The 13,272-nt window shown below is 49.9% G+C and carries 14 protein-coding genes; 9 read left to right on the top strand and 5 right to left on the bottom strand.

Going from position 1 to position 13,272, the window contains the following annotated elements:
• The first annotated feature begins 64 nt into the window (after positions 1 to 64).
• From efeU to ABU190_RS08410, 6 genes are all read left to right on the top strand, one after another.
• Positions 65 to 898 carry an iron uptake transporter permease EfeU gene (gene efeU, locus ABU190_RS08435; protein ID WP_271850870.1) on the top strand — a complete coding sequence of 278 codons (834 nt, stop codon included), beginning with the start codon at positions 65 to 67 and terminating at the stop codon, positions 896 to 898.
• A gap of 53 nt (positions 899 to 951) precedes the next feature.
• Positions 952 to 2,079: an iron uptake system protein EfeO gene (gene efeO / locus ABU190_RS08430; RefSeq protein ID WP_271850871.1), complete on the top strand. Its 1,128-nt coding sequence runs from the start codon at positions 952 to 954 to the stop codon at positions 2,077 to 2,079.
• Between the two features lie 5 nt (positions 2,080 to 2,084).
• Positions 2,085 to 3,368: an iron uptake transporter deferrochelatase/peroxidase subunit gene (efeB, locus tag ABU190_RS08425; RefSeq protein WP_039078662.1), complete on the top strand. Its 1,284-nt coding sequence runs from the start codon at positions 2,085 to 2,087 to the stop codon at positions 3,366 to 3,368.
• A 542-nt stretch (positions 3,369 to 3,910) separates the two neighbouring features.
• Positions 3,911 to 4,699 (top strand): phosphate starvation-inducible protein PhoH, encoded by a 789-nt coding sequence (phoH, locus tag ABU190_RS08420; protein WP_039078777.1) that lies wholly within the window; start codon positions 3,911 to 3,913, stop codon positions 4,697 to 4,699.
• A gap of 280 nt (positions 4,700 to 4,979) precedes the next feature.
• Positions 4,980 to 6,260, top strand: coding sequence for a hypothetical protein (locus tag ABU190_RS08415; protein ID WP_354691007.1), 1,281 nt, complete (start codon positions 4,980 to 4,982; stop codon positions 6,258 to 6,260).
• Positions 6,261 to 6,395: 135 nt separating this feature from the next.
• Positions 6,396 to 7,064, top strand: a complete 669-nt coding sequence (locus ABU190_RS08410; RefSeq protein ID WP_354691006.1) for a YecA family protein — start codon at positions 6,396 to 6,398, stop codon at positions 7,062 to 7,064.
• A gap of 30 nt (positions 7,065 to 7,094) precedes the next feature.
• On the opposite strand, the gene tyrP is transcribed toward ABU190_RS08410, so the two are convergent.
• A complete protein-coding gene (gene tyrP / locus ABU190_RS08405; RefSeq protein ID WP_354691005.1) occupies positions 7,095 to 8,306 on the bottom strand; it encodes a tyrosine transporter TyrP in 1,212 nt (403 codons plus the stop codon).
• A gap of 241 nt (positions 8,307 to 8,547) precedes the next feature.
• Between tyrP and ABU190_RS08400 the strand changes: the two genes are divergently transcribed.
• Positions 8,548 to 8,787 (top strand): YecH family metal-binding protein, encoded by a 240-nt coding sequence (locus ABU190_RS08400; RefSeq protein WP_039078666.1) that lies wholly within the window; start codon positions 8,548 to 8,550, stop codon positions 8,785 to 8,787.
• Between the two features lie 39 nt (positions 8,788 to 8,826).
• Here the strand turns inward: ABU190_RS08400 and ftnA are convergent, their stop codons facing one another.
• A complete protein-coding gene (ftnA, locus tag ABU190_RS08395) occupies positions 8,827 to 9,324 on the bottom strand; it encodes a non-heme ferritin (protein WP_271850877.1) in 498 nt (165 codons plus the stop codon).
• A 207-nt stretch (positions 9,325 to 9,531) separates the two neighbouring features.
• Positions 9,532 to 9,870, bottom strand: coding sequence for a YecR family lipoprotein (gene yecR / locus ABU190_RS08390; RefSeq protein ID WP_039078778.1), 339 nt, complete (start codon positions 9,868 to 9,870; stop codon positions 9,532 to 9,534).
• Positions 9,871 to 10,114: 244 nt separating this feature from the next.
• On the opposite strand from yecR, the gene ABU190_RS08385 reads away from it, so the two are divergent.
• Both ABU190_RS08385 and azuC read left to right on the top strand, forming a co-directional pair.
• The gene (locus ABU190_RS08385; RefSeq protein WP_271850879.1) at positions 10,115 to 10,753 is read left to right on the top strand and encodes an RpiB/LacA/LacB family sugar-phosphate isomerase; all 639 of its coding nucleotides are present in this window, start codon (positions 10,115 to 10,117) and stop codon (positions 10,751 to 10,753) included.
• Between the two features lie 267 nt (positions 10,754 to 11,020).
• Positions 11,021 to 11,104 carry a stress response protein AzuC gene (azuC, locus tag ABU190_RS08380; RefSeq protein WP_088218881.1) on the top strand — a complete coding sequence of 28 codons (84 nt, stop codon included), beginning with the start codon at positions 11,021 to 11,023 and terminating at the stop codon, positions 11,102 to 11,104.
• Positions 11,105 to 11,195: 91 nt separating this feature from the next.
• On the opposite strand, the gene ABU190_RS08375 is transcribed toward azuC, so the two are convergent.
• Together ABU190_RS08375 and ABU190_RS08370 are read right to left on the bottom strand one after the other, a co-directional pair.
• Positions 11,196 to 12,539, bottom strand: a complete 1,344-nt coding sequence (locus ABU190_RS08375; RefSeq protein ID WP_039078669.1) for an anaerobic C4-dicarboxylate transporter — start codon at positions 12,537 to 12,539, stop codon at positions 11,196 to 11,198.
• 212 nt (positions 12,540 to 12,751) lie between these two features.
• A complete protein-coding gene (locus ABU190_RS08370) occupies positions 12,752 to 13,204 on the bottom strand; it encodes a ferritin-like domain-containing protein (protein ID WP_354691004.1) in 453 nt (150 codons plus the stop codon).
• Positions 13,205 to 13,272: the final 68 nt, after the last annotated feature.

Raw genomic sequence — 13,272 nt, 5'->3', positions numbered from 1 at the left:
CACTATCAAAGAAATTTACTTTTCTTTTCAGCAATTGACCATTGATGACAGCAGAGGCGTCCGCATGTTTGTTCCATTTCTCATTATGTTACGTGAAGGCCTCGAAGCGGCACTGATCGTAAGTTTGATTGCCAGTTACCTCAAGCGCACTCAGCGCGGACGCTGGATTGGCGTGATGTGGATTGGTGTATTCCTCGCCGCGGCGCTATGTCTGGCGCTCGGCATCATCATTAACGAAACCACCGGTGAGTTCCCGCAGAAAGAGCAGGAGCTGTTTGAAGGTATTGTCGCGGTGATTGCCGTGGTGATCCTGACATGGATGGTCTTCTGGATGCGCAAAGTCTCCCGCAACGTCAAAGTGCAACTGGAGCAGGCGGTGGATAACGCCCTCGCCAGCCGAAACAACCATGGCTGGGCGCTGATCATGATGGTCTTCTTCGCCGTGGCGCGCGAAGGGCTGGAATCGGTCTTCTTTCTGCTGGCGGCATTCCAGCAAGATGTGGGGATCTGGCCACCTGTGGGCGCGGTGCTTGGGCTGGTTACGGCCGTGGTACTCGGCTTCCTGCTCTACTGGGGCGGCATTCGTCTGAACCTCGGTGCGTTTTTCAAATGGACCAGCCTGTTTATTTTGCTGGTTGCGGCAGGTCTGGCTGCAGGGGCGATTCGCGCCTTTCATGAGGCCGGACTGTGGAACCACTTCCAGGATGTGGCGTTCGATCTGAGCAACGTGCTGACTACGCACTCTCTGACGGGCACGCTGCTGGAAGGTATTTTCGGCTATCAGGAGACACCGAGCGTCAGCGAAGTTGGCGTCTGGTTCCTCTACTTAATTCCTGCGCTGGTGCTGTATGTCATGCCATCGCGCTCAGGCTCGCAGCCTTCCAGAGCTGCACAATAATCGCTGTACCGGGTGAGTTATAGTTACAACATACTTTAAGAAGGGAAGGGGTCATGGCAATTCATTTTCGTCGTAGTGCGTTACAGGCAGGGATCGCAACGCTGCTTTCTTGCGCGTTTGCTGCCCATGCAGCGGATGTCCCTCAGGTAAAAGTGACCGTCACGGACAAGCAGTGTGAGCCGATGAATCTGACGGTAAACGCGGGTAAAACGCAGTTCCTCATCGTCAACCAGAGTCAGAAGGCGCTGGAGTGGGAAATCCTCAAAGGGGTGTTGGTGGTTGAAGAGCGCGAAAACATTGCGCCGGGCTTTAGCCAGAAGCTAACCGCTAACCTGCAGCCGGGTGAATATGACATGACCTGCGGCCTGCTTACCAACCCGAAAGGCAAACTCATCGTTAAAGGCCAGGCGACGGCGGATGCGGCAAAAAGCGAAGCGCTGCTGAGCCTTGGCACTGCTATCACCGACTATAAAGCCTACGTGACGGCCGAGACAGCCGAACTGGTAAAAGGGACAAAAGCCTTTACCGATGCGGTGAAAGCGGGCGATATCGAAAAAGCGAAATCGCTGTATGCGCCGACGCGCCAGCACTATGAGCGTATTGAACCGATCGCTGAGCTGTTCTCCGACCTGGACGGCAGTATTGATGCCCGCGAAGATGATTACGAGAAGAAGGCGGATGATCCGAAATTCACCGGTTTCCACCGTCTGGAAAAAGCCCTCTTTGGCGACAACTCGGTGAAAGGCATGGACACTTATGCTGACCAGCTCTACACCGACGTGCAGGATCTGCAAAAACGTATCAGCGAGCTGGCTTTCCCGCCGTCAAAAGTGGTGGGTGGCGCTGCGGGTCTGATTGAAGAGGTCGCGGCGACCAAAATCAGCGGTGAAGAAGACCGCTACAGCCATACCGATCTGTGGGATTTCCAGGCTAACGTCGATGGCGCGCAGAAAATTGTCAACCTGCTGCGTCCGCAGTTGCAGAAAAACAACGCCGAACTGCTCGGTAAAGTGGATGCGAACTTTAAGAAAGTCGACGCTATTCTGGCGAAATACCGTACCAAAGACGGCTATGAGACCTATGACAAGCTGACGGATGCTGACCGTAACGCGCTTAAAGGGCCGATCACGACGCTGGCGGAAGATCTCGCTCAACTGCGCGGTGTGCTCGGTCTGGACTAATTATCATGAATGACAAAGAAGAGTACGGCGTTAGCGAGCCTTCGCGTCGCCGTTTATTAAAAGGTATGGGCGCGCTGGGAGGCGCCCTTGCCCTGGCCGGAGGATGCCCGGTGGCGCATGCGGCCAAACCGCAAAGTGCGCCAGGCACTCTCTCCCCAAATGCGCGCATGGAAAAGCAGCCCTTTTATGGTGAGCATCAGGCCGGGATTTTGACGCCGCAACAGGCGTCGATGATGCTGGTGGCGTTTGATGTGCTGGCGTCCGACAAAGCCGATTTGCAGCGTCTGTTTCGTCTGTTAACGCAACGTATCGCTTTTCTGACCGAAGGGGGGCCAGCGCCGGAAACCCCTAATCCGCGCCTGCCGCCGATGGATTCCGGTATTCTCGGGCCGTTTATCGCACCGGATAATCTGACCATCACGGTTTCGTTGGGTGATTCTCTGTTCGATGACCGCTTTGGCCTGCGTGCGCAAAAACCGAAAAAATTGCAAAAGATGGAGCGCTTTCCCAACGATGCGCTGGTCTCTTCATTAAGCCATGGTGACCTGCTGGTGCAAATCTGCGCCAATACCCAGGACACGGTGATTCATGCTCTGCGCGATTTGATTAAACACACGCCTGATTTACTGAGCGTTCGCTGGAAACGAGAAGGGTTTATCTCCGACCACGCCGCGCGCAGTAAAGGAAAGGAGACGCCGGTAAACCTGCTGGGCTTTAAGGATGGGACGGCAAACCCGGACAGCAGTGATAACGCGCTGATGGACAAGGTTGTGTGGGTAACAAGCGATCAGGCGGAGCCTGCGTGGGCCGTGGGCGGTAGCTATCAGGCTGTGCGTATCATTCAGTTTCACGTGGAGTTCTGGGATCGTACGCCACTCAAAGAGCAGCAGACTATCTTTGGTCGCGATAAGCAAACCGGCGCGCCGCTGGGGATGCACAACGAGCATGATGTCCCCGATTACGCCAGCGACCCCGGTGGCGATGTGATTGCCCTGGACAGCCATATTCGTCTGGCGAATCCGCGTACGCCAGAGACGCAGTCGAGCCTGATGATGCGCCGGGGTTATAGCTATTCCCTGGGTGTCACCAATGCCGGGCAGCTTGATATGGGACTCCTGTTTGTCTGCTATCAGCACGACCTGGAGAAGGGGTTTCTGACCGTGCAAAAACGTCTCAATGGCGAAGCGCTGGAAGAGTATATTAAGCCCATCGGCGGCGGCTACTTCTTCGTGCTGCCAGGGGTTAAAGACCAAAACCAGTATCTCGGGCAAGCACTGCTCGAAGCCTGAAAAAAGAATCCTGCCTGAAGCCAGGCAGGATAATCTCTTATCTGTAGCATCCGTTCACACTTTTTCTGCCATCAAAATATCGATTTTTCGTATGAGAAAGTATCTGTTATTTTTCTGTAATATTCTTCGTAGACACTCTTTTCCATAGCGCAGGGTAAACGCTCGTTACCTTTCGGTGAAAATAATGTTGCGTTTATGCTAATTCCTGATGTACTTATTACATAGAATTACTGCCCTGCGGTGATGTCGTCACCTGGAGATCGCGGATGGTAAAGTCCACAACTGGACGTAACACCAACAAACAGCGCAACACCCGGCTCGGGGATGCACACTCCGGCAGTAAACGCTTCACCTCTGAATTTCTCTCCTTCATTCCTGTTTCTGATTTAACCGACATGGCAAGCGCTGATGACGGCTGCTTTGTTATGTCAATTTCAAAGGCAAGACATGGCTTAAAAGGAAGCCAAACCTCAGACGTTCGTGCGCATAATCGTGCCGATTTTGGTGCGTGTGATGTAAACCAACAACTCAAGGTGCTATCCATGGGAAGACAGAAAGCAGTGATCAAAGCTCGTCGTGAAGCTAAACGTGTGCTGAGACGCGATTCGCGCAGTCACAAACAGCGTGAAGAAGAGTCGGTCACCTCGCTTGTGCAGATGAGTGGCGTTGAAGCAATTGGAATGGCAAGGGATAGCCGTGATAATTCACCGATTGTTGCGCGTAATGAAGCTCAGGCGCAGTACCTGAATGCTATCGAGAGTAAACAACTGATATTCGCGACCGGGGAAGCCGGCTGCGGTAAAACATGGATCAGCGCGGCGAAAGCGGCGGAAGCCCTGATTCATAAGGATGTGGACAGGATTATTGTAACCCGACCGGTTCTGCAGGCCGACGAAGATCTCGGCTTCTTACCTGGTGATATTTCGGAGAAGTTCGCCCCTTATTTCCGGCCCGTCTATGATGTGCTGGTGAAAAGGCTGGGTGCGTCCTTCATGCAATACTGCCTGCGACCAGAGATTGGTAAGGTAGAGATCGCGCCGTTCGCCTATATGCGCGGACGTACCTTTGAAAATGCGGTTGTCATTCTTGACGAGGCTCAGAATGTGACCGCTGCGCAAATGAAAATGTTCTTAACGCGCCTCGGGGAAAATGTGACGGTAATCGTCAACGGTGATGTGACTCAGTGTGATTTGCCCCGCGGGGTGCAGTCCGGTCTGAGCGATGCGCTGTCGCGTTTTGAGGAAGATGAGATGGTAGGGGTGGTGCGTTTCACCACAGACGATTGCGTCCGCTCCGCACTCTGCCAGAGAACGCTGAAAGCCTACTACTAAGCTTTTTGGCGCATGATAAGGGCCCGGGAAACCGGGCTTTTTTTTGCTTTAAATAAAATGACTAACGGGTTTCTCATGTACTAAAACAGGTGGGTACATGTCGTCTGATAATCCTGTTAGTGTTATGCGCCGCTTTTTAATTATCAACATTGCCGTTGGCTATTTCGCCTTAGCTGTATGTGACAACTTCTACGGACTGGGCGCTGCCACTGATTGTTTTTAGGTGATGCTGGTAAATGCGGAACATAAAGTAAAAGTGTCATTATTTTAAGAGGGAATTATGCGCGGGATTGTATGTATTTTAGGGCTGTCAGTCGTATTGGTTGGCTGCGATAAAGCGGTTGAAGATAAAAAAATTTCTGAACTGACAAGTGAAGAAGCTCAGACTTTATGTAAGTCGCCACAGGCAATTGAGCAATTAACGAACAACTTCAAAGCGGGCACCAGTGAGTTTTTAACCCAACATCCCTTTAACTATTATCCTTTTAGCGATCGTAACGTTGACTCGACCAAAAGCATTACTGATTCGGACCTGAGAAGAAAAAGTCGTATTGATGACAGTTTTCTCTATTCCGCTGAAACCTTTAACAAAGGCTTTGGCCAGACTGACGTTCTGAAAATAAGTAACCCGACGCTTTCTGCAACAGGCCAGGACAGCCTGACCTGTAGTGCTCAGGCTGATTTCAGCAGTGATGAGATTTACGGTAAAGCCTTCTCAACGCCGGTTTCCTATACCATCACTAAGGCTGATAAGAAAATTATCACCGAAGGGAAATTCGCGCTGGCCGACATGAAGCAAAGCAAAGTCGAGCCGACGGCGGGCCAAAAGGCGTGGCGTGATAAATATGAAGCAGAATTAAATGCAAAAGATCAGGCGCTGAAAAACGTTGCCGACAGCGAATACCAGCCGATTTCTACAAAAGATCTCTTTTATATCTATTTTGCCCAGACACCGCGCCAGTTTAACGATGATGAACTGATGGGACTCTTTAGCAACAAATGGAACAACACCAGCGATTCATTTGCGAAAGAAGACATCAAAAAAGAAGAACTGCCGCAAATTAAAGCAAAAATTGCGCAATATAAAGACATCAAAAATATCGTCATTTATTCCACCACCGATGGTTCTTATCATGATGAGGACTTCCTGAAGCTGAAAACAGCGTCGGGTGAAAACGCTATCAAAATTAACGATATGGGGATCTTTACCCTTACCGATAGCAGCTATGACTTTGCAAAGAAAGGCTATGAATATCATAACTTCCTTTGCAACATGAACGGTGGCATCACCGTCAACGAACGGGGCGTATCGTTATCTGTCGATAAGACCGTCCGTGGCTGCACAGTGCTGGTTCCTGACGATCAGGCCCGTGAGATCTCTGCGAAGTTCGCCGATTTCAAAGGCAAAGGCAAAAATGTCAGCACCTCAGCGAAATATTTCATCCATATCGACAGCATTAATGGCGATCGTAATACCATTGAGGCAACGCTGGTAAAAGATGATGTACAGCTTATCGACCCTGACACTAAAGCGGTGATTTTGCATACGGTCATCAATTAAAAGGTCGTTCAGCGCAACGAAAAATTGACGCCAGAATCCTGATTATAAATAGCCGGGCTTGTCCCGGCTTTTTTACGCTTATCGTTTCTGTGATACCCTTCTTTTTTATCCCTTATGCCATCAGGAGAGTCGTAAATGACCGAAGGCCCGTTAAATGAAAATGAATTGCAGTGGCTGGAAGAGACATTGGTCGCTTATGGTCACAGCGATGAGTCCGTACTCGATGTGGCGGAGCTGGATGGTATGTTGACCGCCGTATTGTCCGGCCCGGTGGTTGTCGAGCCGGATCGCTGGCTGGTTGCCGTATGGGGCGGCGAAAAGAACATTCCGCGCTGGAAAAACGATCGAGAAATGAATCGTTTTATCGATCTCTGCTTTAAGCATTTGAACGATATTGCCGAGCGCCTGAGTGATTACCCGGATCAGTTTGAACCCGTGTTTGGTTACAACGAAGTGGACGGTAAGAGCTACACGGTGGTTGAAGAGTGGTGTTTTGGCTATATGCGCGGCGTGGCGCTAACCGACTGGTCAGGCTTGCCGGAGGAGCGTAAGGCCGATCTGGATATTATTGCCTTGCACGGGCTGGAAGAAAACTTTGAGCGTCTGGATGAATTCACCGAAGAGGAATTCAATGAAAGCGTAGAGGCTATCAGGCCTGCCGCTCTACGTCTGTATGAGTACTGGTCGGCGAATCCACAACAGGCTGTTGCTCAGAAACCGCAGGTGAATGGTGTAAAAGTCGGGCGTAACGATCCTTGCCCGTGCGGCAGCGGTAAGAAATTCAAAAGCTGCTGCCTGCACTAAAAAAATCGGGCTCCTGATGAGCCCGATTTATTATCCCACTTCCGGCAGCAAGCCTGCTGAAATCGCAAACTGTACGGCAATAATAGTTACGCCGCAGGCTATCACCAGGCAGAGCATAGGTCTCCCGCCCAGAACACGATATTGCGCTTGTCCATGCGCCTTACGGCTTTGCCATGCGAGCAGGGCGGGTATCAGCAGTGCCAGCACCGCAAGCGCCACGCCAGCATAACCGAGCGCCATCACAAAACCGCGCGGATAGAAGAGGGCGAAGGCCAGCGGGGGCAAAAAGGTTATCGCGCCGGTTTGCAGACGCCCGACGGCCGTGTTGCGGCGCTGGAACAGGTCGGCCAGGTAATCAAACAGCCCAAGCGACACACCTAAAAATGAGGTCGCCAGCGCCAGGTCGGCAAACAGATGAACAGCCAGTTCCACATGCGCGGAGGCAACCACTTCGCGCAGCGCCTCAAGAAGTCCATTCAGCCCGGCATGGTTAGCCAGCATCCCCATAAAGGTTGAAGACTCAATACTGCCAAGGGTCGCCAGTTGCCAGAAAATATAGGCGACCAGCGGGATCGCGCTGCCGGTGATAAATATCCCGCGCAGCTTGCGAACGTTACCGCCCATATAACTGACAATGCTCGGCACGCTGCCATGAAAACCAAAAGAGGTAAAAATCACCGGCATGGCGGAGAGGGCCAGCCCTTTTTCCAGCGGCAGGGTGAGTAAATTCACCTGATGGACATGTGGCAGTAGCAGCGCGAGCATTACCACCAGGAAAATGATCTTGGCGCTAAACAGGAAGCGGTTGAATAAATCGACCAATGATGTGCCAATACAGACCACGCCACCGGCGACGAAGGTAAACAAAAATACCCCGCCTGATGACGATACATTGATGCCAGTCCATACGCTGAGGCTGGACGCCAGCAGCTCACCGGCGCCGCTGATATAGGCCGCCGTCAGGGCATACATCAAAAACATCATGCTAAAACCGGTGATCCACTGCCCGTAGCGCCCCAGGTAACGTCGCGCCAGGCTACCGAGCCCTGTGTCGGCGGGCACGTGCTGATAGACTTCCAGCAATAACAGCGCGGTATAACACATCAGCCCCCACAGGGCGAAGAGTAAAACCAGCGTTACACTAAATCCGACCCCGGCGGCGGCCAGCGGCATCGCCAGCATCCCTGCGCCAATAGTGGTACCAGCCACAATAAAAACACTGCCAAGTGCTCGATTCTTCACACTTTCCTCTGGATTTAAACCGCATGCTTTATCAAATATGCGGCGCAGAGTATGTGAAAAACCGATCTGCGTCAAACCGGGCTTACAAACACTGTAAATAAATAATTACATGAAAAGAGGTCCTTACCTTTGGTTGTCTGGCTGGCGGCCTGGAGGCTGTGCGCATTGCAGGTAAACCTGTCTCAGCGCAATAAACCATTATAAACATGTGTCTATGATGCATCTTTTAAGCGGAGGGTATATGGCGTCAATTCATGGTCATGAAGTACTTAATATGATGCTGGAGTCAGGGGAGCGTTATTCAGAGCAAAGTCTGGAAGCGGCAATCTGTATGCGCTTTGGTAAGGATGCCCGTTTTCATACCTGCTCAGCAGAGGATATGACGGCAGCGGAGCTGGTGGCGTTTCTGGCATCGCGTGGGAAATTTATTCCTGCGGAAAATGGGTTTTCTACCCACGAAAGTAAAATCTGCCAGCACTAAAAAATAATGCGGTAATGTAGAGTCATTACCGCATTTTGCTTAATTTGCGGTGTCGAGAGTAGACAGTTCTTTATCGATAAAATAAAGACCTTCGCCGCTTTTACCCGCCAGTGTCAGTTTATCAATAACGGATTTAAACAGTTTTTCTTCTTCATGTTGTTCCGCTACATACCACTGCAGGAAATTAAACGTCGGATAATCCTGCGAGGTCATTGCCACGTGCGCCAGTTCGTTAATTTTCTGGGTAATCAGTTGCTCGTGTTCGTATGTAGAACGGAACAATTCATCCAGCGAAGCGTATTCGGCAAACGGCGACTGAATAGTGTTAATACGCGGTAAGCTGCCGGTATCCGCCAGATAATCAAACAGACGCTGCATATGCGTCATCTCTTCTTGTGCATGGCGGCGCAGAAATGCGGCAGCGCCTTCAAAGCTGTTATAGCTGCACCAGGCACTCATTTGTTGATAAAGCAGAGACGAAAAAAGTTCGAGGTTCATCTGCTCATTGAGTTTTTCAATCATTTCAGCTTTAAGCATGGCGCCACTCCGAAAAATAATAAAAGAGGTAAAGAGCGGCCACTATAATTTGTTATTTAATTATTTGCAAAAGGTAAAATAAAAAATAATTTTTATTAAAAATGAGAATGGGAATAACACGCATTGCAGGAAAATAACGGGGAAATGATAATTATTCTTTTATTTAAATAAAGAGTAATGCCAGCGGTGGTGCACTGGCATTAACCGTTACCAGGCTCTGGCGGCCGGCACGTTATTGAGCGCCATACCACGGCACTGGTACTGAATGGTGATGGTCGTGTTCATACAGACGGAACCACTGATCAGGCTACAGGTCGAAATGGGCTGACCATAGGCCACTGCGGTCGCATAGCCCATTTGTTGACACTGCTTGTTGGCGGTTCCCTGCGTGGTGTATTCGTCATAGTGTGCGTTTTGCATCATCGCCTGATTAAAGCTAAGACGGATCAGACCATTGGTCGTATCAACATTGCTGACTTTGGGTTCTTTGGTTATTGAGCACCCGGCGAGCAGTAGCAGCGAGGCGGCAACAAGGATTTTGTTCATGAAAGCGCTCTGATTCATATGGGCATTGTTGCATCTTACCGACTTATTACCCTGGCAATCGGCAGAATAGCCTGCGTAACTGGCCTTTTTACGCGCAACGACGTGGCGTTCAGATCACTTTCAGGCAAAACTGTGAACGCAATTTACTTTTTTAAAACTATTTTTCATTAAATTTGAAAGTCTGTTTATCAGGTAGTAAGGTTAATCCAATTTGGCAACTTGATGCATTAACCAGGAGATGAAGATGAAGATTGCACTGATGATGGAAAACAGCCAGGCAGGGAAAAACGCCGTCATCCTTAAAGAACTGAAAGCGGTTGCGGATGAAAAAGATTTTCCGGTCTTCAATGTGGGTATGAGTGACGAAAACGATCATCACCTGACCTATATCCACCTTGGTATTATGGCCAGTATTCTGCTGAATGCTAAAGCGGTCGACTTTGTAGTGACGGGTTGCGGTACAGGGCAGGGGGCGCTGATGTCCCTGAATATTCATCCTGGCGTTATTTGTGGTTACTGTATTGATCCGGCTGACGCTTTCCTGTTTGCCCAGATTAACAACGGCAACGCACTCTCATTGCCGTTCGCCAAAGGATTTGGCTGGGGCGCGGAGCTGAATGTGCGCTTTATCTTTGAAAAAGCGTTCACGGGCCGTAAAGGTGAAGGCTATCCGCCAGAGCGTAAAGAGCCGCAGGTGCGTAATGCCGGTATCCTCAACCAGGTAAAAGCGGCGGTGGTCAAAGATAACTACCTTGATACCTTGCGCGCCATCGATCCGGAACTGGTTAAAACCGCCGTTTCCGGCCCGCGTTTCCAGCAGTGCTTCTTTGAGAACTGTCAGGATAAAGCCATCGAAGCCTTCGTGCGTGAGATCCTCGCCTGATACCCCTGAGGTCAGCACACGCTGGCCTCTGCTTTCCTACCCGTATTCACCCGCCATTTTTTCCTTAACTCACCCAATTATTTTTTAAAAATGCCAAAAAATTTTTAGATTGTAAGCCGCAGATTTCACACCATTTTTTAACAAAAACCACATTCCTTTAAAAATAAAACGTGATTTCTATCACGTAAATATTGCTTTTTGTGATGGAGGTCATATTATATGCACATCAACCGATAACACCTGCATAACAAATCGCCGGAGCAAAACATGAAACTGCGCAAGATCCTGAAAAGCATTTTTGAAACCTACTGCAAAACCTTCAAAGATGTCCCCCCGGGCGCCATGTTCTGATGATAAAAAAACCTGCCGAGGCAGGTTTTTTTATGTCCGCAACTAAAGGCGGAAGGATGAGAAAAGCGGCGATCTTCGCCGCTTTTTGCTATCAGAAGAAAGCCGAGACCAACATATAGCTGGCAGCGCAGGCGCAACTCACGCCAATCAGACCCGGAATGATAAAGCTGTGGTTAATGATAAATTTGCCGATACGCGTGGTGCCTGAGCGGTCAAAGCCGATACAGGCCAGGTCACTCGGGTAGGTCGGCAGAACAAAATAGCCGTACGAGGCCGGGAAGAAGGCGATCAACATTTTGGGTTCAACGCCCAGCATCAGACCCATTGGCGCAACGGCGGTCAGTGCGGCGGCCTGGCTGTTAACCAGCTTCGAGACGAGGAACAGCACGATAGCGTAGGTCCACGGATGGCTTTTCACGACCCCTTCCAGCGCCATTTTCAGTTCGTTCAGATGTGCCTGGAAAAAAGTATCACTCATCCATGCAACACCAAACACCGAGAAAATAGCCACCATTCCCGCTTTGAAGACCGCACCGCCTGATATAGCAGAAGCGTTGACCTTACAGACCATCAGCATTACGGCACCGGCAATCAGCATCATCATCTGAATGACCAGGTTCATGGACAGGGGGGAAAGTTTACCTTTTACGTCGAAAGCCGGGCGCAATTGCGGGAGTGCGCCGAGTAATACCACGACCAGGATACCGGCAAAAAAGATCCACGTTGACCAGTAGGCCTCTTTGGGAAAGCGCTGGTTCATCAGTGTTTCGCTACTGCCATAAATGAATTCACGCTGTTTCGGATCTTTTAATTTTTCCTGGAATTCTTTGTCATCTGCCAGATCTTTACCACGGCGCAGGCTCCACAGCGCGGCGATAGCGACCCCGAACAGCGAGGCCGGAACAGAGACGGCCAGTATTTCAAGGATGCTCCATGCATGACCAATGCCGTGTTGCGCGGCAAGAATGGAGACGAGCGATACGACGGCAACGGAGACCGGCGATGCGGTAATCGCCATCTGCGAGGCAATAGAAGCCACGGCCATCGGACGTTCCGGGCGGATATTTTTCTTAAGCGCAATATCGGCGATGATGGGAAACATGGTGTAGACCACATGCCCGGTACCGCAGAGAAACGTCAATGTCCATGTAGTGAACGGTGCCAGCAGCGTAATATGCTGGGGATGGCGGCGTAATAACCGCTCCGCAAATTGCATCATCACGTTCAGACCGCCTGCGGTTTGCAGCGTAGCCGCGCAACCAATAACGGCAAGAATCGTGAGCATAACATCAACTGGCGGTTTGCCCGGTTCCAGACCAAATACAAAACTCAGGAGAAAAAGGCCAATACCGCTGATTAAACCCAGCCCCATCCCGCCAAAACGTGTCCCTATTAATAAACAGAGAATTATAATGATAAATTCAATGGTAATCATGACTCACCTTGTCCTGGACATTAATACATTGAATAGATCATTACATTTTGTAACGTCTCTCAATGAGAGCCAGATCCAATTTGAGCAAAATTAATAAAAGCAATAACTTATATACTTTTTATTAACAAATAATTCATACCCTGGCAATATAATGGGTCAGTCGGCGGGGGATTAAACATCGACTGACCTAAGAAAGAGCTAACGTGGAAATATTAGCAGGCGAGGGAAGCGGGTGCAGAATACTGAATGGCGAGAATGTTTTTTAATTCTTCGTTATTGTTTTGGATCTCCGTACGAATGTGTTGTACCAGATCCAGCGTGGTGTTGTCCGTGTTTAACGTAGCCTCTTCGGCGAGACATTCCAGCGCACAGATACGCAGCGCCTGGTTTTCCAGCAACTGTATGAGAGCCTCTTCGACAGAGATAATCGTGTTGTCTGCCATATTGACCGCATTAATAACCGGCCAGGTTCCAGATGCCTTTATATAATCGAATACGCGCATCATTTGATTCACGCATTTTTGTGCCTGAATGCGCAGAAACACAGCCATGCCTGCTTGGTTTCGTCCCATACACCAGTTGCTGAGAGAGATATAAAGATGTGACGCATGAAACTCCAGATTCATCTGGGCGTTTAGTTTCTGCGTGATAACGTGGGGCATCATAATAATATCCTTATTACAGAGTGAGCTTTTGCACGCGACAAAATTAATACGGCAAATTATTCAGGTAT

Source organism: Phytobacter sp. RSE-02 (assembly GCF_040578655.1).
GTDB lineage: Bacteria > Pseudomonadota > Gammaproteobacteria > Enterobacterales > Enterobacteriaceae > Phytobacter > Phytobacter diazotrophicus.
This window is presented reverse-complemented; position numbering and strand designations above follow the sequence as displayed.